We start from the raw sequence: 26,851 nt of genomic DNA on the forward strand, positions 1-26,851 counted from the left end.
CTGTGGGAGCCGGCTTGCCGGCGATGAGGCCAGTTCAGGCCATACAAGACAGTTGCACCCACAAGAACCGCGACCCAGCATAAAGAGCCTGCTCTCAACGCCCGCTACGCCGCTCCGCCCGGGCCACCCGCTGCGCCTCTTCATGCGCCTCTTCCAGCACCTCCTGCACATACAGGATATGCCGGCTGGACACCTCCCGCGCATCATCCGCCCTACCCTCGACAATCGCCAGGTACAGCTCCCGGTGCTGGCTGATCAGCATGTCCCGGGTCTCGGTCCGTTGCTGGTACATGCCGCCGATATTGGTCACCACGTTGCGCTTGAGCAGGTCGAACAAACCACGAATGGTGTGCAGCAGCACGGCGTTATGGCTGGCCTCGGCAATCGCCAGGTGGAAGCGCGCATCGGCCGCGCCTTCCTCCGCCCGGGTCACTTCATCGACCCTGGCATAGCAGTCCTGCAACGTATCGAAGGCCGCCTTCAGCCGCGCACGGTCCGGCTCGGTGGCGCGCTGGGCCGCGTAATAGGCACAGGAAGCCTCCAGGGTATGGCGGAATTCGAGCAGGTCACGCTGCGCCTCGGCACTGTGCTCCAGCAGCTGTAGCAATGGGTCGCTGAACGTAGACCCCAGCGACTCGGCAACAAAATTACCGCCACCCTGGCGGCTGACCAGCAGCCCCTTGGCCACCAACTTCTGGATCGCCTCACGCAGTGACGGGCGGGACACGCCGAACTGCTCGGCAAGGACGCGCTCGGCCGGCAGCCGCTGCCCCGAGGTCAGCGTGCCTTCCAGAATCATCCCTTCCAACCGATCGACGATGTCGTCGGACAGGCGCCGTTGGCGGACCTGATCAAAAACCATCACATGCTCTCCACAAACCCCCGGCAAATTTCAGGGGGCGCCTATTCTCGCCGATCCACGCCGCGCAAACACCCACCAAGCCACGATTTTCCCAGCGCATCAGGCGCCCGCTCATCGGCACACGACCAAAGTTTTGCACAGGACAAATTGACACACCCACGAAAGCGCTTTTAACCTAGCGACCAGCCATTGTAAATTGGTCTTACCAATTATCCAATGCCAGCGCCTGACCAACAACAATTAGGGGCCACCCCATATGCAAACCTGGCAACAACTCTATAGCCCGCTTGGTAGTCTTGGCCTGTCCGCACTGGCGGCGGTCATTCCCATCGTGTTCTTCTTCCTCGCCCTCGCCGTGTTCCGCCTCAAAGGCCATGTGGCGGGCAGCATCACCCTCGCGTTGTCGATCCTGGTGGCGATCTTCGCCTTCCAGATGCCTGTCGACATGGCCTTCGCCGCCGCGGGTTATGGCTTCCTCTACGGCCTCTGGCCAATTGCCTGGATCATCGTTGCCGCGGTGTTCCTGTACAAACTCACGGTCAAGAGCGGCCAGTTCGAAGTAATCCGCAGCTCGGTGCTGTCGATTACCGACGATCAGCGCCTGCAAGTACTGCTGATCGGCTTCTGCTTCGGTGCCTTCCTGGAAGGCGCGGCGGGCTTTGGCGCACCCGTGGCGATCACTGCCGCGCTGCTGGTGGGCCTGGGCTTCAACCCGCTGTACGCCGCCGGCCTGTGCCTGATCGCCAACACTGCACCGGTGGCCTTCGGCGCCCTGGGCATCCCGATCATCGTGGCCGGCCAGGTCACCGGCATCGACGCCTTCCACATCGGCGCCATGACCGGTCGCCAGCTGCCGCTGCTGTCGCTGTTCGTGCCGTTCTGGCTGGTGTTCATGATGGACGGCCTGCGTGGCGTGAAGGAAACCTGGCCTGCCGCCCTGGTCGCCGGCCTGAGCTTCGCCGTCACCCAGTACTTCACCTCGAACTTCATCGGCCCAGAGCTGCCGGACATCACCTCGGCCCTGGCCAGCCTGGTCGCCCTGACCCTGTTCCTGAAAGTCTGGCAGCCCAAGCGTTCGTTCAGCGAGGCCAAAGGCAGCGTCGGCGCCGCCGTGGTGCAGCCAAGCGGCAGCCAGCCAAGCCCCTACAGCTTCGGCGAGATTTTCAAGGCCTGGTCGCCCTTCCTGATCCTCACCGTGCTGGTCACCATCTGGACCCTGAAGCCGTTCAAGGCAGCCTTCGCCCCAGGCGGCGCGATGTACGACTTCGTGTTCAACTTCGCCATCCCGCACCTCGACCAGCTGGTGATCAAGACCGCCCCGATCGTCGCCGCGCCGACCGCCATGCCAGCGGTGTTCAAGCTCGACCCGATCTCCGCCACCGGCACCGCGATCTTCCTCTCGGCGCTGATCTCCATGGCAGTGTTGAAGATCAACTTCAAAACTGGTCTGACCACTTTCAAGGAAACCTTCTGGGAGCTGCGCTGGCCAATCCTGTCGATCGGCATGGTGCTGGCGTTCGCCTTCGTCACCAACTACTCGGGCATGTCCTCGACCATGGCCCTGGTGCTGGCCGGCACTGGCGCTGCGTTCCCGTTCTTCTCGCCGTTCCTCGGCTGGCTGGGCGTGTTCCTGACCGGCTCGGACACCTCGTCCAACGCCCTGTTCGGCTCGCTGCAGGCCACCACCGCACACCAGATCGGGGTCAACGACACCCTGCTGGTGGCTGCCAACACCAGCGGCGGCGTGACCGGCAAGATGATCTCGCCACAATCCATCGCCGTGGCCTGCGCCGCCACCGGCCTGGTTGGCAAGGAATCCGACCTGTTCCGCTTCACCGTCAAGCACAGCCTGTTCTTCGCCACCATCGTTGGCCTGATCACCCTGGTCCAGGCCTACTGGCTGACCGGCATGCTGGTTCATCACTAAAGTGAAAGGGGCCGGGCGCCAGTGCGCGCCCGGCAATCCCCACAAGCAACGCTGCGAGAATCCATGATCATTTCCGCCTCTACCGACTATCGCGCCGCGGCCCAACGCAAGCTGCCTCCGTTCCTGTTCCACTACGCCGACGGCGGCGCCTACGCCGAGCACACCCTGCGCCACAACGTCTCGGACCTGGCCGGCATCGCCCTGCGCCAGCGCGTGCTGAACAACATGTCCGAGCTCAGCCTCGAGACCAAACTGTTCGACGAAACCCTGAGCATGCCGGTGGCCCTGGCCCCGGTCGGCCTCACCGGCATGTACGCCCGCCGGGGCGAAGTGCAGGCGGCGCGCGCGGCGGCGGCGCACGGAATTCCGTTCACCATGTCCACGGTGTCGGTGTGCCCGATCGAAGAAGTCGCCCCAGCCATCGACCGGCCAATGTGGTTCCAGCTGTACGTGCTCAAGGACCGCGGCTTCATGCGCAACGCCCTGGAGCGGGCCAAGGCCGCCGGGGTCAAGACCCTGGTGTTCACCGTCGACATGCCCGTGCCCGGCGCCCGCTACCGCGACGCCCACTCCGGCATGAGCGGCAGCAACGGCCCACTGCGCCGCGTGCTGCAAGCCATGACCCATCCCGAGTGGGCATGGGATGTGGGGGTAATGGGCCGCCCGCATGACCTGGGCAACATCTCCAAATACCGTGGCAACCCCACCGGCCTGGCCGACTACATCGGCTGGCTGGGCAACAACTTCGACCCATCCATCTCCTGGAAAGACCTGGAGTGGATCCGCGAATTCTGGGACGGCCCGATGATCATCAAGGGCATCCTGGATGCCGATGACGCCCGCGATGCGGTCAAGTTCGGTGCCGATGGCATCGTCGTGTCCAACCACGGCGGCCGCCAGCTCGACGGCGTGCTGTCCAGCGCCCGCGCCCTGCCGGCGATTGCCGACGCGGTCAAAGGCGATCTGAAAATCCTCGCCGACTCCGGCATCCGCAGCGGCCTCGACGTGGTGCGCATGATCGCCCTGGGTGCCGACACCGTACTGATCGGCCGCGCCTTCCTCTACGCCCTGGCCGTGCATGGCCAGGCCGGGGTGAAAAACCTGCTGGAGCTGTTCGAGAAGGAAATGCGCGTGGCCATGGTACTGACCGGTGCCAAGTCGATCAGCGAAATCACCCGCGACTCGCTGGTACGCGAACTGGGCGCCTGAACGCCTGCACGAAACACCGCCTGATTGACCGGGGCATGTGGCGCACAGACGCTACAGCCCCGCGAGGAGACTGCATGAGCCTGCCCGCCGCGTTCCTGCGTGATGCCGAGCGCCTGATCCCCGCCGAACGCCGTTTCGACGACCCCACCTCCACCCTGGCCTTCGGCACCGACGCCAGCTTCTACCGGCTAGTCCCCAAGCTGGTGGTACGCGTCGAGTCCGAGGACGAAGTGGTCGGCCTGCTCGAACTGGCCCAGCGCGAGCGGGTGCCGGTCACCTTCCGTGCCGCCGGCACCAGCCTGTCTGGCCAGGCCATCAGCGACTCGGTACTGATCGTGCTCGGTGATAACTGGAACGGCCGCGAGATCCGTGACCAAGGCGAACAGATCCGCCTGCAACCCGGCGTCATCGGCGCCCAGGCCAACGCCTGGCTGGCCCCCTACGGGCGCAAGATCGGCCCCGACCCGGCCTCGATCAACGCCTGCAAAATCGGCGGCATCGTCGCCAACAACGCCAGCGGCATGTGCTGCGGCACCGCGCAGAACACCTACCACACCCTGGCCGGCCTGCGCCTGGTGCTGGCCGACGGCACCCGCCTCGACAGCGAAGACCCGGCCAGCGTCGCTGCCTTTGAAAACAGCCACGCCGAGCTGCTGGAAGCGCTGGCCCGCCTGGGCCGTGAAACCCGCGCCAACATCGCACTGGCCGAACGCATCCGGCACAAATATCGGCTGAAGAACACCACCGGCCTGTCGCTTAACGCGCTAGTGGACTACGACCAGCCACTGGACATCCTGCAGCACCTGCTGGTCGGTTCCGAAGGCACCCTGGGCTTTATCAGCGCCGTCACCTACGACACCGTGCCCGACCACCCGCACAAGGCCAGCGCCCTGCTGGTGTTCCCCAGCGTCGAAAGCTGCTGTCGCGCGGTGACCGTGCTCAAGCGCCAGCCGGTTTCGGCCGTGGAACTGCTCGACCGCCGCAGCCTGCGCTCGGTGCAGAACATGCCCGGCATGCCGCTGTGGGTAAAAGGCCTGTCGGACAATGCCTGCGCGCTGCTGATCGAATCCCGCGCCGCCAGCCAGAGCCTGCTGCACGAGCAACTACAACAGGTCATGGCCTCGATCGCCGACTTCCCGCTGGAACAGCAGGTCGACTTCAGCGAAGACCCGGCCGTGTACAACCAGCTGTGGAAAATCCGCAAGGACACCTTCCCCGCCGTCGGCGCCGTGCGCCAGACCGGCACCACGGTGATCATCGAAGACGTGACCTTCCCCATCGAGCAACTGGCCGAAGGCGTCAACCGCCTGATCCAGCTGTTCGACAAGCACCACTACGACGAAGCGATCATTTTCGGCCACGCCCTGGAAGGCAACCTGCACTTCGTCTTCACCCAAGGCTTCAACAGCGCCGAAGAAGTCGCCCGCTACCAGGCGTTCATGGACGACGTGGCACAACTGGTGGCGGTGGAGTTCGGCGGCTCGCTCAAGGCCGAGCACGGCACCGGGCGCAACATGGCGCCATTCGTGGAACTGGAATGGGGCCATGACGCCTACCAGCTGATGTGGAAACTCAAACGCCTGCTCGACCCCAACGGCATCCTCAACCCCGACGTGGTGCTGAGCAACGATCCGGACATCCACCTGAAAAACCTCAAGCCGCTACCCGCAGCCGACGAGATCGTCGACAAGTGCATCGAATGCGGCTTCTGCGAACCGGTGTGCCCATCCAAAGGCCTGACCCTCAGCCCACGCCAGCGCATTGTCATGTGGCGTGACATCCAGGCCAAGCAGCGTGCCGGCATCGACACCCGCGAACTGCGCCAGACCTACCAGTACCAAGGCATCGACACCTGCGCCGCCACCGGCCTGTGCGCCCAGCGCTGCCCGGTCGGCATCAACACTGGCGAACTGGTGAAGAAGCTGCGCAGCCAAGCCGCCGACCACGAAAAAACCGCCGACTGGCTGGCCGAGCACTTCCACACCGCCCTGGGCGGCGCCCGCCTGACCCTGACCGCCGCCAACAGCGCACGCAAGCTACTCGGCGCCCCGCGCCTGGGCCGCCTGAGCGCCTCCTTGAGCAAAGCCAGCAAAGGCCGCCTGCCGCAGTGGACACCGGCCATGCCACAACCGCTGCGCCCGTTGGACTTCGGCCCAGCCAGCAACGACGCCCGCCCCCGCGTGGTGTACCTGGCCGCCTGCGTATCGCGGGTAATGGGCCCGGCCTATGCCGACCGCGAGCAAAGCTCGCTGCTGGACAAGACCCGCGCCCTGCTGGAAAAGGCCGGTTACCAGGTAGTGTTCCCCGACGACGCCGACAGCCTGTGCTGCGGCCAGCCGTTCGCCTCCAAGGGTTACCCCGAGCAGGCCGAACACAAACGCCAGGAACTGATCAACGCCCTGCTGCACGCCAGCCGCGGCGGCCTCGACCCGATCTACTGCGACACCAGCCCCTGCACCCTGCGCCTGGTGCAAGACCTGGGCGAAACCCGGCTGGACCTGTACGACCCGGTGCGCTTCATCCGCACCCACCTGCTCGAACGCCTGGAGTTCACCCCCCAGGACGAGCCGGTGGCCGTGCACGTGACCTGCAGCACCCAGCACCTGGGCGAAAGCCAGGCCCTGATCGACCTGGCGCGGCGTTGCAGCAAACAGGTGGTGATCCCGGAAGGCATTCATTGCTGCGGCTTTGCCGGTGACAAAGGCTTCACCAACCCCGAGCTGAACGCCCACTCGCTGCGCAGCCTGAAGGATGCGGTGCAGTATTGCAGCGAAGGCATCTCCACCAGCCGCACTTGCGAGATCGGCTTGAGCAGCCACAGCGGCATCGACTACCACGGCCTGGTCTACCTGGTCGACCGCGTTACCCGGCCACGCAGTATCTGACCGCAGGCATGCACCCGCTTGGTGTGGGAGCGCTTGGTGTGGGAGCGGTGTGGGAGCGGTGTGGGAGCGGCCTTGCGTCGCGATAGGGCCGCAACGCGGCCCCACGATTCATGCACAGACGCTGAAATCCCGGGGCTGCTGCGCAGCCCTTTCGCGACACAAGGCCGCCCCAGGTGCTTCACTGGCTTCGAACTCACGCAGAAACCTGTGGGAGCGGCTTCAGCCGCGAACACCGGCAAAGCCGCTTGGGGCTGGGGAATGTTCGCCAGGGCATTTGCAGCGCCTGTGCGATCGAGCGCCGCCCGCGCGGCGCATCGCGAGCTGCGCTCGCTCCTACGTTTGTTTCGGGCCAATCATGCCTGTGGGATTTGCGCGCGAACGCCTTGGCGCATGGCTCGATATCGCGTCGTACCAACAAGGCGGCCGCGCGCGCCTGTCACAAGCGTTACTGGCCCGAAACAAACGTAGGAGCGAGCGCAGCTCGCGATGCGCCGCGCGGGCGGCGCTCGGTCTCACAGGCGCTGCAAAAACCCCGGCGGGCGCCTATAAGCCCACATTGCTTAACCGACTGGCATCAGAGCATGGATGGTTTTGGCTTCCCACCCGAAACATTTAATTTCAGGTTCAAAATCTACCTACAGCCGCAAAGATTGAACCCTCGCGAAATCGCCACAGTCCACCCTACAGGCCCACCTTCCAGAGGCCCCAGAGGAGACTCCCATGAAAGGTACCGCGCTTTCGGCCCTGTTCGCGGCCGCCACCCTGCTGGCTTCGCCGGTGTTCGCCGCCGAAGACCTGTGCACCGCCAACCTGCAAAAGATCGATGACAGCATGGCCACCGCCGGCGCCAGCTCCGAGGGCCTGGACAAAGCCATCACCGAGCACGTCGACAAAGCCAAGGCCGCCCAGGCCTCGGGCGACACCAAGGAATGCATCGCCATCACCAGCAAAGTGCTGGAGCGCCTGGAGAAAACCGAGAAAGGCAGCGGCTCGGCCGGTGGCAGTGGGGCCTGACCCCGAAGCGGGCGGCGGAACCTGCTGTCGACGCCGCCCGCTTTAGCGCGTATACTCAGCCGTACGTGCCGTAAGGTGCGTTAGCTTAGAGCTAGTGTGGGGCCGATTAGGATTCGACGCCGGTAGCGAAACTCTAGGTGCATGCCGAGTTGGTAACAGAACTCGTAAATCCACTGTTGCAACTTTCTATAGTTGCCAATGACGAAAACTACGAGGGTTACGCTCTCGCTGCGTAAGCAGCTGAGCCCGCTCTCCTGGTAGCTTCGGCTCCAGCAATCATCAGGGGATGCCTGTAAACCCGAAATGATTGTCATACAGAACAGGATCGTCGTGTAGCACGTTGGGGGCAAAGCGACTAAAACTTACCCAACTCGTCCAAAGCACCCTGCCCGTCGGGCGGCTGCGGATTAACTCAGTAGACACGGCTAAGCATGTAGTACCGACAGCGGAGTACTGGCGGACGGGGGTTCAAATCCCCCCGGCTCCACCAATTTGTCTTCCCAGGAAGACCCAGAAAAGCCGTAAAGCCTAGAGAAATCAACGCTTTACGGCTTTTTTCTTGCCCACGTTTTCCCAGCTGATCCCAGGGCATCCCACGGTTGACGGGGGCATATATGGGGGCATAAAACGCTCATCAGCTCGCTCGGAGAGGATGTGCCCCCAATGCCCCTGAAAGACACCAACTGCCGCAACGCCAAGCCCCAGGACAAGCCGTACCGCCTGTATGACGAACAAGGTTTGTACCTGGAAGTGCAGCCCAACGGAGGCCGTTACTGGCGCTTGAAGTATCGCTTTCTGGGCAAGGAAAAACGCTTGGCTCTTGGCGTTTACCCAGAGGTCGGCCTGCAGGAGGCGCGGCGAAAACGTGATGATGCTCGTGTCCAGCTCGCCAGCGGCCAAGACCCCTCACTGCAAAGACGCATGGCCAAGGTGGTCAGCCAGCTCGATCACCAGCACACGTTTGAGTCAGTTGCCACGCAGTGGCTGAGTATTCGCGAGTCCTCCTGGGACCCGGAGTACACCCGCACGGTGCGGCAGCGCCTTGAGCTCAATGCCTACCCCTGGCTGGGGAAACTCCCGATCAGCAGCATCAGCACGCCTATGCTGGTAGAAAACCTCCAGCGCATCATCAAGCGCGGCGCGCGCGAGACAGCACGTCGTGTTGCTCAGATCTACAAGCAAATTTTCGAGTTCGCCGAAGCTGCCGGCATCACCCCACCCAACCAGATTGGGAATCTCTCACGTACGCTCCCAGCCAAGCGGGTGAAACACTTTGCTGCCGTGACCGACCCTGAAAAGCTCGGCGCTCTGCTTAAAGCACTGGATAGCTATAGCGGAACGATGCCTGTTTGTTGTGCCTTAAAACTGGCTCCGTTGCTGTTCTGCCGACCCGGAGACCTGCGTCACATGGAGTGGTCGGAGGTCAATCTGGATACGGGCGAATGGTTGATTCCTGGTCACAAGATGAAAGGGCTTACTGCCACCAAACAGGATCGGCCGGATCATTTGGTTCCTCTCAGCCAACAAGCAGTCGCGGTTCTGCGCGAGCTGAAACCACTCACCGGCAGACATCGGTACGCCTTCCCCTCGGCACGAGGAGGCGACCGGCCGATGTCCAACAATGCCGTACTCAGCGCATTACGCCGCATGGACATCAGCGGCGACGAAATGACTGGGCACGGCTTTCGTGCGACAGCGAGAACCATAGGTGCGGAGGTGCTAGGATTTCGCCCCGATCTCCTGGAGCATCAGCTTGCTCACACGGTAAAAAATCCGCTGGGACGTGCGTACGATCGAACCACCTTCTTGCCGGAGCGCCGCGAAATGATGCAGACATGGGCCGATTATTTGGACTCGATAAAAAACTGAATGCGCGCTCGCGCCATCAGCCGGCCCCCTTGAAACCAGCACAAGCACCATCGCTTCGCATGAGTACGGGCTGAATTGCTAAACTGCGCGGATTTGGCGTCTGCAATGCGCCACGCATAGTTCAAAAGGAATTCCTGCCGATGTCAGCCTTATCAGCCTTGCTCACTACCTACCGCAGCGCTTCTGTCACCGAACGCGAAAAAGGTACTTACTTCGAAGAGCTGGTTTGCACTTATCTGCGCAACGAAGCCACCTACCGCGACCTGTACGAAAAGGTATGGACATATGCGCAATGGGCCAAGGAGCAAGGACTCAGCGGCAAAGATGCTGGCATTGATTTAGTGGCTCGCACCCAGGGCACCGGCCAATACCACGCTATCCAGTGCAAGCTGTATGCCGAGGACTACAAAGTCCAGAAGAAAGACATCGACAGTTTCTTTACCGCCTCGGGCAAAACGCCGTTCTCGCACCGCGTCATCGTTACCACCACTAACAACTGGAGCGAGCACGCCGAGGATGCGCTTCAAGGCCAGCAGCCCCCAGTCAGTAAGATCGACTTACAAGCCTTGGAAGACAGCCAAATTGACTGGGCCAAGTATCAACCCAATCAGGCAGTCGCCCTCAAGGCCAAGAAGCAGCTTCGCGATCACCAACAGACCGCACTAAACGCCGTAGCCGCCGGCCTCAAGGATGCCGAGCGCGGCAAGCTGATCATGGCTTGCGGCACCGGCAAGACCTTCACCAGCCTGAAGATTGCCGAGCAGCAGACCGGTAAGGGTAAGCGCGTACTGTTCTTGGTGCCCAGCCTGTCGCTGCTATCGCAGACCCTTACCGAATGGACGCAGGAAAGTACCACCCCGCTCCACAGCTTTGCCGTCTGCTCCGACAGTGACGTAGGCAAGAAGCGCAAAGCAGAGGATGACGCGGTTCAGGTGTTCACCCACGAGCTGCGCTACCCGGCTACCACCCAGGCGGATCGCCTCGCAGCGGAAATGCTCAAGCGCCACGATGCCGAGCACATGAGCGTGGTGTTCTCCACCTATCACTCCATCGACGTGATCAGCCGCGCCCAGCATGAGCATGACATGGCCACGTTCGATCTGGTGATCTGCGACGAAGCGCACCGCACTACCGGCGCAACCTTTGATGATGACGACGAAAGCACCTTCGTGCGCATCCATGATGCCGACTACATCCGCGCCAGCAAACGCCTATACATGACCGCCACGCCGCGCATCTATGGCGACAACGCCAAGCTCAAGGCTGAGTCCGGCGAAGTCACACTGTGCTCGATGGATGACGAGGCGCTGTACGGCAAAGAGCTGTTCGTCATCAACTTCTCCGAGGCCGTTCAGCGCGGCCTGCTCACTGATTACAAAGTGCTGGTACTCACCGTCGAGGAGAGCACCATCAGCCGCCGCCTTCAGGACATGCTGAAGGACGAGAACAACCAGCTCAAGGTAGATGACGCCGCCAAGATAGTCGGTTGCTGGAAGGCGCTGGCCAAGCAGGGACTGGCGGAAAACCTGGTGGGTGATGATCAACCCATGAAGCGCGCTGTAGCTTTCTGCCAGGTCATCTCGCCCAACTACAAGGGCACCAAGCACAAGGTCAGCTCGATCAACATCGCCAGCATGTTCCAGTCGGTGGTAGAAGCTTATCAGGAGTCAGAAAACATCGATGAGGCCTCACGCATCATCTGCGAAGCCGCACACGTCGATGGCGGCATGAACGCCAGTGCCAAGGAAGCCAAGCTCAACTGGCTCAAGGAAGAACCGCCAGCCAACACCTGCCGCATCCTCAGCAATGTGCGCTGCCTGTCTGAAGGTGTCGACGTGCCAGCGCTGGACGCCGTGCTTTTCCTCACCCCGCGTAATTCCCAGGTCGACGTGGTGCAATCCGTTGGCAGGGTAATGCGCAACGCACCGGGCAAGAAGCGTGGCTATGTGGTGCTGCCGGTGGTTATTCCTGCCGGTATGGAGCCCCATGAAGCGCTCAACGACAACCAGACCTATAAGGTGGTCTGGCAGGTGCTTCAGGCACTGCGCTCGCACGACGACAGCTTCGACGCCATGGTCAATAAGCTCGACCTGATTGGCTCTGACCCGCGCAAGATGGAAGTCATCGCCATCACCGACAAGGCCGAGAAAAAGGCCAGGAAAGCTAGTGGCACCAGCAACGGCCAGGCAGGCAAAGGCCAGTACGGCATTGGTGAGAAACGCGCTAAGTACGATGTCGAAGGCCAGATGACCCAGCAGGCCGAGCTGGCCTATGAGGTGGGGGAAATCGAGAAGGCCATCTACGCCAAGATCGTTGACAAGTGCGGCAACCGCCACCACTGGGAAGACTGGGCCAACGACATCGCCAAGATCGCCCGCACCCATATCGACCGCATTCAGGGCATCCTGGAGAACCCTGCCAACATCCAGGAAAAGACCGCATTCAATGCCTTCGCCACCGAGCTGCGCGACGACCTCAACGACAGCATCAGCGATGGCGAGATTGTCGAAATGCTCGCCCAGCACCTGGTAACCAAGCCAGTGTTCGACGCGCTGTTCGATGAATACAGCTTCGCCAGCCACAACCCCATGTCCAAGGCCATGCAAGGCGTACTGGACGCGCTTCATGAACATCACCTGGCCAAGGAAGCCGATACCCTGGATAAGTTCTACGCCAGCGTGCGGCAACGCGCTGCCGGCATCAACAATGCCCAAGGCAAGCAGAAGATCATCGTCGAGCTGTACGACAAGTTTTTCCGCAATGCCTTCCCCAAGATGACTGAGCGCCTAGGGATCGTTTACACCCCGGTTGAGGTCGTGGACTTTATTCTGCACAGCGTCAATCACCTGCTGCAGCAGGAGTTCAGCCAGACCTTGGGCAGCAAGGGCGTCCACATCATTGACCCGTTCACCGGCACCGGTACCTTTATCACCCGCCTGATCCAGTCAGGCCTGATCAAGCCGGACGAGCTGCCGCACAAATACAGACACGAGATTCACGCCAACGAGCTGGTACTGCTGGCCTACTACATCGCGGCCATCAATATCGAAGCGGCATACCACGGCGAAGTGATTGACGAATACACCCCGTTTGAAGGTATCTGCCTGACCGACACCTTCCAGATGTACGAAAAGGACGATTTGGTAAGCGCGCTGCTGGAGGACAACAGCGCCCGGCGTCAGCGCCAGAAGGATTTGGATATACGGGTGATTGTGGGTAATCCGCCGTATTCGGTTGGTCAAGGAGATGCCAATGCCAACAATGCCAATGTGCCCTATCCATCATTGGACGCACGCATTCGTGATACATACGGAGCGCGTTCTGAAGCAACCAACAAGAACTCGCTGTATGACAGCTACATTCGCGCCATCCGATGGGCCAGCGATCGTATCGGTGATGCCGGGATCATCGGCTTTGTTACCAACGCCGGCTTTGTAGATGCCAGCACTACTGACGGACTGCGGAAGTGCCTAAATGATGAGTTTTCCAGCCTGTATGTGTTCCATCTGCGCGGGAACGCCCGCACATCAGGTGAAACACGCCGGAAGGAAAAGGACAACGTGTTTGGCATGGGTAGTCGAGCGCCTATTGCCATCTCCCTATTGGTCAAGAATCCTAACGCAGAGGCTTGTGGCCAGATTAATTTCAACGACATAGGCGACTACCTCAGCCGTGAGGAAAAGCTGGAGAAGATCGCCGGCTTTAGCAGCGTGGCCGGCATCGAGCAGTGGCAGCCGATCACCCCGGATGAGCACGGGGACTGGGTTAAGCAGCGTGACGACAGCTTTAACCAGTTCATTGTGTTGGGCGAAAAGGACGACAAAAGCGCACTTACACTGTTCGACAACTACTCCAATGGCGTGAAAACTCAGCGTGATGCTTGGGCCTTCAATTCCTGCAAAGCCAAATTAGCGACCAATATGGAAGGCATGATTGGTTTCTACAACGCTGAAGTAAAGCGCTTCAATGCGGCGCATCCGGGGCTGGATACCAAGGGCCGTCAGGCTCAGGTGGATGGATTTATTGACACCGATCCGACACGCATCAGTTGGACTCGCGCACTGAAGCAGGATCTTGGCAAAGATCGCAGCTATGCCTTCGAGGTCGACTGCTTGGTGCCTGCACTTTATCGCCCTTTCACCAAGCAATGGTTGTACTTCAACCGTCGATTCAACGAGATGGTTTACCAGATGCCGCGCATTTTTCCCGATGCCGTGGCTGAGAATTTGGTGATCGGCGTTTCTGCCACAGGTGAAAAGGTTGCATTTAGCGCCTTGATTTCTCGCCATGTACCAAGCCTTCACTTCGTGGATATTGAGGGTTCGCAGTGCTTCCCCCTGTACCTCTACGACGAAACCGCACAGGCCTCGAAAAAAGATCTCTTTTCCGAGCCCACTGAAGCCGGGCTGCGCCGGCGCGATGCCATCACCGATGCCGGCCTTGCACACTTCAATACCACCTACCCCGGCGAGCAGATCAGCAAAGAAGACCTGTTCTACTACGTCTACGGCATCCTGCACTCCCCAGACTACCGCGAGCGCTTTGCTGACAACCTGAGCAAAGAGCTGCCGCGCATCCCGGCTGTCAAGAAGGCCGCCGACTTCTGGGCTTTCAGCAAAGCAGGCCGCGCCCTGGCTGACCTTCACCTGAACTACGAAACTGTCGAGCCGTACCCGTTGACCATCGAGGCCAAGGGCACGCTGACCGATGCCGACTACCGAGTGGAGAAGATGAAGTTCGCCAAGAAGGGCGACAAAACCACAGTCATCTATAACCCCCGTATCACCCTCAAGGGCATCCCCGAGGTGGCTTGGGATTACGTGGTCAACGGCAAAGCTGCGCTGGATTGGGTAATGGAACGCCAAGCCGTGCGCACCGACAAAGCCAGCGGCATCGTCAACGACGCCAACGACTGGGCAACCGAAACCATGGGCAACCCCAAATACCCTCTGGAGCTGTTCCAGCGCGTGGTCACCGTGAGCTTGGAAACCCAGAAAATCGTCAAGGGATTGCCCAAACTCGATATCGGTACAGATGACTAGTTGAGTCCGATAAAACGCTGAGCACTCAGTCAACTATTGCCTTGGTTGGGCCACCCTTTCCCAACCAAGGCAGAGCACCTGCTGATTGCCAGCCCGGCACTCTCATGTTAAATAGTGTTCGTCCCAAGCGATCCATATCGATCCGCAACGGTCCGCCACGTCGCCCTGGTAACGATGTTAAAAACTTCGCCTCGTTCGCATCCGCTGAACGGCCCGCATCAGCTGCCCTTGGTTGATTTGCGTATCTGGCCAGGACACTCTCAGTCCGTTCTGCCACTAGAAGCCTTAGGGCCCTAGAACTTCTGTAGCCCACAACGACCTCCGACGCTACCGAACATCAATCTCGGAAACGCGCATATACCTATGCGTGTGGCAAATGCCCCTGCTCGCTATATAGCCAGCCGATATCCGTCTTTTACCCTTTTTAGCAGTAGTGCCGGAGGACGCTGCCCCACGCTTCAGAACCTAGGACTCAAACCTATGGCAATGCACGTTAGCAACTCTGACGATGTCAGCGACGATGACAAAATTCTTCGTTTGCGCGATGTCGAGGCAATCGTCGGCCTAAAACGTTCAACGATCTATCGGAAAATTTCGGAAGGCCTTTTCCCGCGACAGCGCCTTTTGTGCGGCTCCAGCGTCGGTTGGCGTAATAGCGAAGTCCAGGCTTGGATTCGGCAAAGGGAGGCGCTGTAATGCAGCGCCGAACACCTCAACAACCGGGCTGGATGATAGAACTCACAGCAGCGGTCGATATCCCAGCGGAAAAAATCCAGTGGATTTGGCCAGGCTGGCTGCCAAAGGCAAAGTTATCCATTCTTGCCGGCGCAGGTGGATGCGGCAAAACCACGCTGGCAATCTCGCTGGCCGCCACGCTCAGCAGAGGTGGTGACTGGCCAGACGGCAGCAAATGTGAGGAAGCAGGCAACATCGTAATCTGGAGCGGCGAGGATGGTATCGCTGACACGATCATTCCCCGCCTTACGGCTGCAGATGCAGACCTAACCCGCGTGCACATAATCGAAGGGCTAAGTGATCAGCGCGGGAACAGGCGACAGTTTGATCCTGCAGCCAACTTTGCCCTTTTGAATGAGGCAGCAGCACGTATTGACGGCGTTTCATTGCTGATTTTCGATCCACTGATCAATCTTATTCGTGGGGATATGCACCGAGCAAACGAGGTTCGGCAAGGGCTACAAATGGTAGTGGATTTTGCAGAGCGGCATTGTTGCGCTGTCCTCGGCATATCTCACCTGAGCAAAGGTACGGCCCAGTCCTCCGCCGCTAATCGTGTAATCGGCAGCCAGGCATTCTCCGCGCTCGCTCGCACTGTACTGGTGGCAGAGAAGGATCAAAATTCAGAAGCCAGGGTGCTTGTCCGAGCCAAGTCCAACGTTTCGATTGATAACGGAGGAATCGAGTATTTCGTTGAGCCCATCGTTATAGACGAGCAGTTGGAGACAACCTGCATCCGATGGGGAGAGGCCATCGATGGTAGCGCTGAAGCCATTCTCGCTGCTATCGAGCAAACGGGTGACGCCAGACCCGCATCAGCTACTCAAGAAGCGCGCAGCTTTCTTGAGGAGACGTTGCAAGCTGGGCCTGTTGCAATCAATGCGTTGATGGCTTTAGCTGAAGAACGTTGCATTTCTTCGGCGTCACTTCGCAGAGCCCAGAAACAGCTAGGTATACGTTCACACAAAACAGGTATGCAGGGCGGATGGGCATGGGAGCTTCCCACCGCTCCCTGAAGGCGCTCAACGCACGTCGAAGGTGCTCAATACTCGTGTTGAGCATCTTCGTTTTTATTGAACGCCTTCGACTCGCGAGAGAGTCTGTATGACTGATTCCGCAGATAAAACCCCGGCACGCCAGGCGCACAGGTCGACCACGAACTACTTCCCAATGAAATAGAGATTGCCGTTCTTGTTGTAAATAGCGGCAGGTCGGAAGTCCTTAGGCCAATTCCGTCCAGGGTAGTATGCATATATCCATTCGGGCAGGTGACGAGCAATACCCGCCAGCGCATCCATGCCGTCCTTATCAGCTCTGCTAGCGTCAGCAAATAGTTCGCCTGAGGGATCGGTCAGGAAAATCGGGCCGTAGGCTTTCTCGGCCGAAATGAATGCTGGCGCAGCGCTCGCCGGAGCGTCGAACGGTGCAGGGTTCCCAGCAGCCAAATCTGCAAGCCTGTCGTATTTCTTGCCTGATCCGTCAGCGTACTTAGCCGGCTCATGACGCAACTTTGAGATTTTCCCACCGAAGTATTTTTCTCTCGCATCAAGCCAGGCCAACCTGACCAACGCAGATGCCTCCTTTGGGTTAGACGCGAGTTCCTCAGGCACCCACGCAGCAACCTGGTAATGATAGACAGGGCCAGCGCTGCCACCACCCAGCAAGAACAACCCGACGCCAAGAGAGGCTGCTCCTGCGCTGCTAAAACCAGTTGGAGGTGACACGTATCCCAAACCTGCCGTCGCCAGACCTCCAGAGCCTCCCGAAGACCCCAGCGCGCTCAAGTTATTTACCTCGTTCCCGACCATTTCCCTTGGAATATCGCGCTGACCATCGATGCGCATGGCTTCCAGAACCAGCATGGCATCGGACCATTTCTCGCGAGGAACATTTTTAGGTTCTGGCAACGTGACCCTCGGGGTACTGGAGCACCCAACTAGCGCAACCAACAGCAAGGTACCAACGCATCCCTTCACAGAAAAATGCACCGACATGAAAACTCCCTATTTTTATTCAGTGGTAGTACGGCACACGTAGTGCGCCGGAGACATCCGTCACTTGCCTGCCAGGTCATAGCGCCCAAAATTATCTGGACAACTTCAGCGGAAAATACCACCACCACTTAAACGACCGCAGATGATTTCTGCGAACCGACGTAGCGGTAAAGCGTTGTTCGAGAAACGCCATACCGTCGGGCAACATCGGTTACCTGTATCTCAGGATCTCTGAGAAGAGCTCGTATCTCACGTACCTGACGATCATCCAGCGCAGGCTTGCGTCCACCGTTTCTCCCACGGGCACGAGCCGCAGCCAGCCCTGCACGAGTTCGCTCTCGAATGAGGTTGCGCTCGAACTCCGCCAGGGCAGCGAACACGTGAAAGATCAGCTTACCGGCAGCGCTGGTGGTTTCGATTCGTTCGGTCATGGATTCGAAGGCCACCCCTTCCCGCTCCAAGCTACTGACAATCCCAACCAAGTCAGGCAGAGAACGACCGAGGCGGTCCAGTCGCCAGACAACCAGAGTGTCACCACTACGCAGAGCTTTTAGGCAATGCCCAAGCTCCGGCCTGTCCGCCGACTTGCCGCTCATGGTCTCCTCGTAGACTGTTGAGCACCCAGCCAGAGCAAGTGCATCTCGCTGCAGGTCGAGGTTCTGATCATCAGTCGACACTCGGGCATACCCAATCCGCTTTCCCATACGTTTTTCTCACACTGATTTCGGTACAGGAAAAGTGACAGGAAAGCGGTAAATCCCAAGTCCAAAAGATCATTTGGAATAGGTGTGCCATAAACGACCGTTTACGGGATGGATGCGCTCGTCAATTTCAGGCGCTAAATGCGACCGAAAACGAAGCCCAGGATATTTTTTCTCGCTCAACATTTCCTTTAGCAGCTCAGCACCTGAGCTGAATGGAGAAATGACCCATGAAGCAGAGTTTCCACTCACATTTTGATCGGGACTTGACCAAGGCCGGCTCGGCGGTACTCGGGGAGGCAGTCCGACGCGGTCTACTTGGGCAACACGAGGCCATGATCCACGACCAGCAATGGGCGCAGTTCTGTGTTTATGCCAGGGACTCTCATGAGGTGGATATCCTGGAATTCGTCAATAAAAAACTTGTGAGGGAGTACGGGGAAGAGCTGTACATCCAGGCATACCAAGGGAACCTTCCGCAGCAAAACGTAATCGCTCTGCTTGAGACTGTACATTCAGTAATGAGCTTCGCAAGTGATGGACGCTGGAAGGGCTCAGCCGCTGATGCTGGTAGCCGGCTTGGCTTTCCAAGCCATGCACGGATTACGGTACCTCGCGGTCTTGACCGAACTAGGTTTGAAGCCGCGATGGTAGATATTCAGGCTCTCCACTCAGAGCAGCTAGCAACATTGATCAGATTGGTTCGATACCTCGGCATGTCAATGCTAGACGCTTTTTTCTTCGACGCAGAAGATGCTCATAAAGAAGCCGAGGCGGAAAACATCTTTTATGCGTTCAGCAAAGATAAGCGTGAGCATCGGATCATTAATATTTCTGATCCTGAGCAAATTGTCATTCTGGATAAGGCCGCAGCATTTCAAAAACGACATGGCAGCAGGCGCCCGAAGCCTGCAGCTTGGCGTACATGGAAATCAAAGAACCTACCTGCAGCGCAAGAGCTTTTACTTTCTCACGGACTAAACATTGATGACTGTCGCGCAGCATATGCCTGCGAGCTCTACCAGCGGACGTCTGGTCACCACGCCCCGATTCTTGGAGGAAAAGCACCCGACGATGAGGATCTGGAGGCTCGGAATGACGTCGCCTACGAGTTAGGGCATTTGCATATTTGGGAAACTGATGCGTACGTCGGTGCCAGGGCCTACATGCGGAAAGAGCCTGCAGGCACCGGGCGCAAAGCCGTCACACAGTAGATTTGGGATTCGATCAAAAGCCCTTAACCTTTAGACCTCAAATCAAAGGAGTAAGGGCATGGATCGTTTTGAGCTGCTTGTATATGCCGTGCTTGCCGTCGTCAGTGCGCTGACCATCGCAGGCGCTATTGGCTACATGGTCGCAGCGCGTCTGGACAAAAAGCGTGGCGACGACTGAGTCTTCAGCGGTACGGCCAGCTACCTGCAGCAAACTGCCCGCTGCCTCTTTTGGCAGCGGGCGCTGATCCAAATCCAACGGCAGGGCACCCTACCGCTGCGATACGCAGTATTTTCCCAAGCCTGTGAGGTCATGGGATGACTTCGGAAGGGCTGTCAGTTTCGGCACCCTAGCGAAAGTGAGCAAAACGCCGAAGCGTTTAGATCAGCTACATGCACGCACGCCATGTGGCGAGCTAGCTTGCCCAGCAAGATAAACTCGTGCGCCGACTCGCTGACAACAGCTGACCTTGGGTTTTCAGGAAGCTACCGGAGAGTGTCTAGCGACCTCATCTATCCGGAGCACCACCATGGAATTTCGTCACCTCGGTAACGGGCAATACTTCCCACCTATTGCACCAAACGGTCGGGTTTACGCTGTACCTCTTGGGCAGGAAACCCAGGTAGAAATTTTTTGCCTGACCCCAGTAGGCATCATGGGCGCGGGCATCCAATCGCACTGGTCAGAAATCGTTGGCTGTTACTACGACGACGAAACATGGGAGATCATCCCGCGCAATTACTCGGGACGAGGAATGCGCTTCCGCAGAGGCCTATCCTGCATCATGGTGATCGCAGGCAATGAGGCCCTCACGACACACATCCAGGGCTACCCCATCCCCATGTGCGTAATTAACCGCATTGCATTCGAGCAGCAGCGTGGCAGTGAGAGATAGCGCGTTACCGCCACCACCCGCTACGCGACACAGGTACCAGCTGGAACGGCACCTACCAATGTTTATTTTATGAAAGTGAAGCCTTTCACTACTAATACAAACGAAAGCTGGCCGGCTGACTTGGTCGTAAGCGTCACTGCTAATAGCAAATACGGCCTCCGCCCCCGCCTGCATGGTCCTGCTGGCTGACAACGAGTAGATTTAGCGCCCTACACTGCTTATAGCCCGAACCCGTCGCCTTCCCTGATCAAGCGCAGCAATATATCTCGCCATAGTTCACTGCTGGTACGAGAAAGCCCCGCCAGACCAAGCTGCACGGGGCTTTCGGGATTTACAATCGGGTCAAATCTGTTCGGCACTGCTTATAGGTACTCAGCCGCTACCCTGCCGAATAGAGGTCGCCATGATTAAGCGTTTGGTATCTAGACAGCTTCTTCTCATAAGCGACCAACGTCCGACGTAGCTGACGATTCTCGCTCGCAACGCGGCGAATCTCCGCAAGCCGCCCCTCAACTTGCAGAACGAGGTGACGGTATGGATATTCAACAAACTCAAACGAGGAAGCCGGGTATTTATGTTTGCCATTCCCCTTGGCAATAGTCAGGGGCGCGAATTTGTTTTTTTGTCCTTGCAGCGGCACCAGTTTGCACCAGTAGATCGAATACGCATTCGGGCTCACCTGCTTGATTGATACGCCGGCCACAACAGATTTGACCCCGGTCTTTTTGTACAGCTTCATGGACGTATCCACATAGCTTGCTACCAAGCATCTAGCGTCCGTAAGCAGCTGCTCGTACTGCTGATCCAGCAGGGTGACTATCGTTTGTGCTTCTTTGCTCATGACGAAAGCTCTCTTCTTTGTAAGAGCCAAATGGTGACCGATCGCTGAGCACCCGGGATTCGATTTCAGACCGTTCTACCGTCGGAAATCTACGGTAAGTGGGCGGACTGGCTCAGGCTGTGACCCAGCTTCGCATCAGATGACCGACGGATGACGACATGTCAGTCGCAGAAAAACATAACATGCAAAGGATGCACGATAGATGACGACGGCAACCTTGACCCTTTGCGAAACAAGGTCGACATGTTAGAAGCAGATGACAGCGAGCGGGCGTGTATCCCTAGCAAGCTGCAACTGGCCAATTTCTGCCAGTTACGAAAGGCAGAAATCGGCCAGGAGCGGCCAGTCACCTCTATAAATAAATCTCCTTACCCAAGTCGTCAGGCGGGGAGCGACTTGCCCTCCCTACCCGGTTTAGCGCGAGCGCCTTGGCGCAAAACCAGAACTTATAAGGGCCTGGAAAAATACGGCGCATGCTTAACAACACCGTATGCAGCCTCCAGTTAGAGCAGTTCAGTACGCCTTGAATTGTCGCAAACTGGAAGGAAATGCGCGGCAAACTCCCTGGCAGGCAGGGGCTTGCTGCACAAGTAGCCTTGCCAGAAATCGCAGCCGCTCTCGGCCAGAAAACGCCGCTGCTCCTCCCTTTCAACGCCTTCGGCCAGTACGTTCAAACCGAAGTTCTTGGCCATCGCGATGATGGTGATCGCCAGTTGCACATCCGTGGCATCGTGGGGGATGTCGTTGATGAAGCTGCGGTCGATTTTCAGTTTGTTCACGGGAAAGCGCTTGAGATAGGCCAACGAAGAGTAGCCGGTACCGAAGTCGTCGATCGCCAGACCTACACCGAGGCTCTTCAGGTCGTGCAGGAAGTGTTCGGCCTGTGACCCATACGCCATCAGGCCGGACTCCGTGACCTCCAGCTCCAGGCATGCCGGAGGAAATCCGGTTTCTTCGAGAATCCTTTGCAGTTGTTCCTTGACTCGGCCGCCGTGGATCTCCATGGAGGAAAGGTTGACCGCGATGATGCCGGGCGTACGCCCCTCATCGAGCCATTGGCGACCCTGCCGGCAAGCCTCGCGCTGAACCCACTCGCCAAGCTGGACGATAAGGCCGGTTTCTTCCATCAGGGGAATAAATTCGGCCGGGCCCACCGGGCAGTCGGCATCGGGGTGCATGCGCACCAAGGCCTCCGCGCCGATGATGCTGCCATCCGCGCAGGAAACCAGGGGTTGGTAGTGCAATTCAAATAACCCCAGCCGCAGGGCACGCCGCAGACGCGCTTCCAGCGTCAGCCGCGAGCTGGCAGCAGTGGTCAGGTGATGGGCATAGCTGCGCCACAGTTTGCGCCCCGAGCGCTTCGCGTCATTCAGTGCGGCTTCCGCGTTGCGCAGCAATTCGGCGGCATTCGCACCGTCATCGGGGAAGAGCGCCAGACCTATGCTGAACTGGGCGAACAGCTCGCCTGCGCTGGCCAGCTGCAGGGGCTCGCTGAACGCATCGATAAGCTGTTGCGCGATAATCCCGGCCGCTGCGCTGTCGGCCAAATTGTCGACGACGGCGACGAACACATCGCCGCCCTGGCGGCCGAGGATGCGATGCGCCCCGAGCTCGCGGGACAGCCGCTGCGCCGCCATACAAAGCAGCTCATCGCCGACCGCATGGCCAAGACCGTCGTTGACGGTATGGAAGTCATCGAAATCGATGACCAGCACCGCGACGCCGGCGTTGGCTTGCTGGGCTTGCGCCACGGCCTGTTCGAGCCGCAACCAGATCAGGGTCCGGTTGGGCAGCCCGGTGAGCGGGTCGAGATAGGTCAGCGCATCGAGTCGCTCTTCGGCCTGTTTCACCCGGGTCAGATCGGTCATCACGTAGACATAGTGGGCGGCCTTGCCCTCGGTATCGGGAACACTGCCGATCGACATGAAGTGCGGCAGTGGCATGCCGTTCTTGCTCTGGCTCATGACCTCGCCTTGCCAGCAGCCTGCGTGCGCGAGCGTGTTCATCATGTCGATGAACAGGGCTTCGGGATAACTCCCAGAGTGGAGCAGGCGCGGGGAACGGCCGACGGCTTCCGCAGCGCTGTATCCGGTCTGATCGCTGAACGCGCGATTGACCATGACGATGTGCCCGCCGAGGTCGGTGATCAGCACCGCGTCCCGCGAGTTCTCCAGCGCCGCGGCCAGGAGTGCGAGATGGGCCTGCTGCGCGGCATGTTGCTGGTCGATCTCGAAGCGCGTGAGCGCGAGTGAGACTTCGTCCCGAATCTCTTCGAAGAGTGCCTGCTCGTCGGCGCGCTCCAGATCGAGCCTGGGGCTGGCGAGATGCAACACCCCCGTCAGGCGCTGTCCGCGGCGTAACGGGATGCCGACCCAGGCCTCCATGCCGGCCGCCGTCAGCGTCTCGATCCATGGCGGAACGCTGACCAGGCGCTGCAGCCGGGACAGAGATACCACCTTGTTGTTCTGCCATGCCTCCACCACCTCGCCGCTATAGGTCGATGCCAAGGCTGTCGTCGGTCCCGGGTCTTCGGGTTGCTGCGGCTCGGACTCCGAAGCCTGGAGCAATTCGATACGCGCGTCATGAAAGCGTCCCTGCTCCCGTGCGCAGGTGCAGATCCGCTCGAACAGCTCATCCTGGGTCGTGCTGTGGACGATGGCCTGACTGACCTGGCTGAGAAACCCGTATAACCGCGACAGATCCCGCACGCGTTGTTCGCTGGCATGACGTGCGGTGACGTCCCAGGTCAACCAGATGACCGTGTCGGTGTCCCCGACCGGGGCAATGCGCGCCTCGAAATAGCGCTCTTGGCCATCGATCGGCAGGCAATACTCATAATTGCTGGTGTGCCGGCTGGCAAGGGTTGTCGCGATGACCTGTAGGCAACCGCTGGCCACGCCTTGCGGCAGCATGTCGGTGATCTGCCGGCCGATAAGCTGCTCTGTCGGCATGGCAAACCCGCCCGTGCCGATGCCATAGGCTTCGAGGTAACGCCCGCTGGCATCGAGTAGAAACGAGCGTTCCGGAATGCCCGAGGCGAAAGCGCGCAGACGCGACTCGTTGACAGCCAGTTCGGTAAAGGCCTGGGCGCGGCCTTGTTCGATGCGCGCCAGAATATGCAGGAGCAGCAGGGCCAAGCCGCCTGTCAGGGCAATGTTGAGGGCCGCGAGCCAGCGCTGCTGCTCATGCCTTGCTGCAACCTCGTGAAGAATGATGCTTTCCAGCTCGGATGCGGCGACATCGATCTGGCGATAATGCACGCGCAAGGCGAGTGCGGAAGTCGGTGAGGGGCTGGCCAGGCGATCGCGAATTGCCTGCGCCATTGCCTTCAGAGCCCGCACATACGCCTCGGTCGCTTGGACAATCTCGGCCGGCGGACGCCGGTTGATGGTGAGGCCGGCAAGGTGCCCCTTGCCGGCGGCCAGCTCTCTGCTTGCCGCCAGGGCTCGTTCCAGGCTGGCGATCACCAGCTCCGCGGTCACCGCGGGGTCGCCATCGAGGACCCGTTCCAGATGCACTTCGGCCACGGTCGCCGCCCGCCGCGATTCAGACAGCTGATCGAGGGGCAGCAGCCCTTGCCGCAATATCTGGTCCCAGCGAAAGCTCGAGAACACCATCAGCGCCATGACTGCAGTGACGAAGAGCGCCAAGGCGACGAGAACTGGTACGGGATTGACCGTGCGTGCTGAGCTTCTGTTCATCGTTCCGACTCCTCCGTTGCGCTCGGCAGATCGCTGGCGACAAACCCGAACTTTTCCACCAGTTGGAGATGCTCGGCACTGCCGATGAAGGAGGCCAGCGCCTGATCTACCTGCTCGTGGAGGCGGGAGTCTTGCCGACGGAAGGCAAAGGCCGGGGCACCTGGCGCCTGCTCCGTTTGCGCCGCAACCAGCTCGAATGCCTCGGCGCCATTCCTGTCGATGAGGTAGCGCAGCGACACGGCCGACAAGAGCAGGCCGTCGGCCTGCCCTGCACGAATGGCCGCCATTGCGCTCACCTCATCGGGAAAGAACTTGAGCCGGCGCTCGGGAACTCCGGCGGCATGTGCCTGTTGTTGCTCAATCGAGCCGTCGATAACGGCAAGACGAGCCCCTGACTGGCTGGAAAAATCTGCCAGCGAAAGAAGATTGAATGGGTTGCCGCGCCGAACCAGGAGGCCGGGACGAATGAGCGCAGTCGGACGGCTGAACAGGACACGCTCGCGACGCTCCGCAGTGACGAACATGCCGGCCGCGATGATGTCGATCCGGCCGCTTTCGAGCTCTCGGATGAGGCTGCCGAAATCACTGTGCAACCAGACCACGCGCTCCAACCCCAGGGTATGCAGCACGTGACGCAACACCTCCGACGCCTCCCCGGTGACGTCGCCATCGGCATCGAGCATGACGAAGGGGGCTTCGAGGGCATAGCCGACTCGCAGCGGCAAGCCGTGCTGGTAACGGGTCAGAGCGTCTTCGCCACCGATCTCCAGAACGCTGAACGCCAATACGCTTGTCAGTAGAGCCAGGAGAATGGCTGCTACGAGGTATGGCCGCTTCATGAAAAAGATGCTTCCTTGCCCCATTCGCTACAAAGCCTCCCGACCGATGCCTATCTTCATTGCCCTCGTTCCCTGCTGGGAATGGCGCGTTTCACAGGTGTAAGGATAGTCACTACAGCACTATGCCTATAAAAATGTCGGATAAGCCGACTGCCAGGGGCAGGTGTCGGATTTTGCGGGGGCCGGTGTCGCATCGGTTCGGCGACTGTCGACCGAGTCAGTGCTGGACGCGCAACTGGTACTGGCTGGTCATCCAGAGAAACAATTGGAACCATTGTACTCATAATGTGAAGCGTCTGTTTTGGGTCGATTTCAGCCGGTTACGACCGGCCGCTGTTGGCCGATTGCTGCCTTCCACAGCACGATCACCGGTCAGCAATCAACAAACCAGTTGTAAAAATGGTATCCCGCGGTAACCGACACAGCACATGTGCCAAGCGTCAATAGAGACCACTGTCCTTCGACACCAAGCCACCACTGCACCTTGAACAGAAGAGCCCCCACCAATACGCAGGCCAGAACACCAAGAGCTAGGCCTACCAACGCGAACAGCCGAGCCCCTAACGCTGGATTTCCGCCGTGCCAGTTCTCACTCAGGCAAAAGGGGCAATGATTGGACAAAGGCGAATACCCCCAGAAACCACGGCTATATGACGCTCTCGGAACCATCGCTTTGCCACAGTTGTGGCAGGTAACCATCGAGTGTCTCATACCGCACCTCAGCTCAAATCGTCTTAGATGAGCCCATGGTGCGCTGCCGCTGAAAAAACCCAACTGCGTGACCTGACATCTACCCAGCAACCGGTCTGAGCTGGGCATCAAACCCTCTGGCCAGCTAACCGAGGTTGTGCTGTACACGACCGACTCTATTAAATGCTCCCGGTGGTTGACTGGCCTCGCCCGGTCGCTAACGAGATTCAGGACGCCAGTTCAACTCCTTAAATAGCCGCTCATCGGAAATACGTGCACGGGGGCACTTATGGGGGCACTTAATAATGAACTTTTAAATAAATCCATTTAAAACAATATCTTATGTATAAATCTTTAATTCCCCCGGCTCCACCAAATGATCAAAAAAAGACGTCCACGGACGTCTTTTTTTTTGCCTGAAAGCCAGTAAAAACG

Annotated in this window: 16 protein-coding genes and 1 other RNA gene; 11 read left to right on the forward strand and 6 right to left on the reverse strand. The window is 59.3% G+C overall.

Going from position 1 to position 26,851, the window contains the following annotated elements; translation table 11 throughout:
- Positions 1-94: 94 nt before the first annotated feature.
- Positions 95-862 carry an FCD domain-containing protein gene (locus tag TZ03_RS26230; RefSeq protein WP_051101249.1) on the reverse strand — a complete coding sequence of 256 codons (768 nt, stop codon included), beginning with the start codon at positions 860-862 and terminating at the stop codon, positions 95-97.
- Between the two features lie 256 nt (positions 863-1,118).
- On the opposite strand from TZ03_RS26230, the gene TZ03_RS26235 reads away from it, so the two are divergent.
- The 9 genes from TZ03_RS26235 to TZ03_RS26270 all read left to right on the forward strand — a co-directional run bounded on the left by TZ03_RS26235 (position 1,119) and on the right by TZ03_RS26270 (position 16,559).
- On the forward strand, positions 1,119-2,789 hold the full coding sequence (locus tag TZ03_RS26235) for a lactate permease LctP family transporter (protein ID WP_051101250.1): 1,671 nt from the start codon (positions 1,119-1,121) through the stop codon (positions 2,787-2,789).
- Between the two features lie 63 nt (positions 2,790-2,852).
- Positions 2,853-3,998 (forward strand): FMN-dependent L-lactate dehydrogenase LldD, encoded by a 1,146-nt coding sequence (gene lldD / locus TZ03_RS26240; RefSeq protein WP_051101251.1) that lies wholly within the window; start codon positions 2,853-2,855, stop codon positions 3,996-3,998.
- Positions 3,999-4,072: 74 nt separating this feature from the next.
- Positions 4,073-6,883 (forward strand): FAD-binding and (Fe-S)-binding domain-containing protein, encoded by a 2,811-nt coding sequence (locus TZ03_RS26245; protein ID WP_051101252.1) that lies wholly within the window; start codon positions 4,073-4,075, stop codon positions 6,881-6,883.
- A gap of 720 nt (positions 6,884-7,603) precedes the next feature.
- On the forward strand, positions 7,604-7,897 hold the full coding sequence (locus TZ03_RS26250) for a hypothetical protein (RefSeq protein ID WP_051101253.1): 294 nt from the start codon (positions 7,604-7,606) through the stop codon (positions 7,895-7,897).
- A 98-nt stretch (positions 7,898-7,995) separates the two neighbouring features.
- Positions 7,996-8,387: a transfer-messenger RNA gene (gene ssrA, locus TZ03_RS29390) on the forward strand.
- Positions 8,388-8,560: 173 nt separating this feature from the next.
- Positions 8,561-9,766: a tyrosine-type recombinase/integrase gene (locus tag TZ03_RS26255; protein ID WP_014754486.1), complete on the forward strand. Its 1,206-nt coding sequence runs from the start codon at positions 8,561-8,563 to the stop codon at positions 9,764-9,766.
- Positions 9,767-9,906: 140 nt separating this feature from the next.
- The gene (locus TZ03_RS26260) at positions 9,907-14,808 is read left to right on the forward strand and encodes a DEAD/DEAH box helicase (protein ID WP_014754487.1); all 4,902 of its coding nucleotides are present in this window, start codon (positions 9,907-9,909) and stop codon (positions 14,806-14,808) included.
- 486 nt (positions 14,809-15,294) lie between these two features.
- Positions 15,295-15,504, forward strand: coding sequence for a helix-turn-helix transcriptional regulator (locus TZ03_RS26265; protein WP_225850701.1), 210 nt, complete (start codon positions 15,295-15,297; stop codon positions 15,502-15,504).
- A complete protein-coding gene (locus tag TZ03_RS26270; protein ID WP_051101254.1) occupies positions 15,504-16,559 on the forward strand; it encodes an AAA family ATPase in 1,056 nt (351 codons plus the stop codon). Before TZ03_RS26265 ends, TZ03_RS26270 begins: the two co-directional genes overlap by 1 nt.
- Positions 16,560-16,703: 144 nt before the next feature.
- On the opposite strand, the gene TZ03_RS26275 is transcribed toward TZ03_RS26270, so the two are convergent.
- Both TZ03_RS26275 and TZ03_RS26280 read right to left on the reverse strand, forming a co-directional pair.
- A complete protein-coding gene (locus TZ03_RS26275) occupies positions 16,704-17,537 on the reverse strand; it encodes a hypothetical protein (RefSeq protein ID WP_041167257.1) in 834 nt (277 codons plus the stop codon).
- A 128-nt stretch (positions 17,538-17,665) separates the two neighbouring features.
- A complete protein-coding gene (locus TZ03_RS26280; RefSeq protein ID WP_034061324.1) occupies positions 17,666-18,241 on the reverse strand; it encodes a recombinase family protein in 576 nt (191 codons plus the stop codon).
- Between the two features lie 227 nt (positions 18,242-18,468).
- Between TZ03_RS26280 and TZ03_RS26285 the strand changes: the two genes are divergently transcribed.
- Positions 18,469-19,452: a hypothetical protein gene (locus TZ03_RS26285; RefSeq protein WP_023109109.1), complete on the forward strand. Its 984-nt coding sequence runs from the start codon at positions 18,469-18,471 to the stop codon at positions 19,450-19,452.
- A gap of 527 nt (positions 19,453-19,979) precedes the next feature.
- Positions 19,980-20,345, forward strand: a complete 366-nt coding sequence (locus TZ03_RS26290; RefSeq protein ID WP_031638081.1) for a hypothetical protein — start codon at positions 19,980-19,982, stop codon at positions 20,343-20,345.
- Positions 20,346-20,724: 379 nt separating this feature from the next.
- Here the strand turns inward: TZ03_RS26290 and mobI are convergent, their stop codons facing one another.
- The 3 genes from mobI to TZ03_RS26305 all read right to left on the reverse strand — a co-directional run bounded on the left by mobI (position 20,725) and on the right by TZ03_RS26305 (position 25,726).
- The gene (gene mobI / locus TZ03_RS26295; RefSeq protein WP_023109112.1) at positions 20,725-21,186 is read right to left on the reverse strand and encodes a conjugative transfer protein MobI(A/C); all 462 of its coding nucleotides are present in this window, start codon (positions 21,184-21,186) and stop codon (positions 20,725-20,727) included.
- 503 nt (positions 21,187-21,689) lie between these two features.
- On the reverse strand, positions 21,690-24,887 hold the full coding sequence (locus tag TZ03_RS26300) for an EAL domain-containing protein (RefSeq protein WP_051101255.1): 3,198 nt from the start codon (positions 24,885-24,887) through the stop codon (positions 21,690-21,692).
- Entirely contained in the window at positions 24,884-25,726 is an 843-nt protein-coding gene (locus tag TZ03_RS26305; protein WP_051101256.1) for a transporter substrate-binding domain-containing protein, read from the reverse strand. The genes TZ03_RS26300 and TZ03_RS26305 overlap by 4 nt, the downstream gene beginning before the upstream one ends.
- Between the last annotated feature and the right edge of the window lie 1,125 nt (positions 25,727-26,851).

The organism is Pseudomonas sp. 10-1B, from assembly GCF_000935045.1.
Classification (GTDB): Bacteria; Pseudomonadota; Gammaproteobacteria; order Pseudomonadales; family Pseudomonadaceae; genus Aquipseudomonas.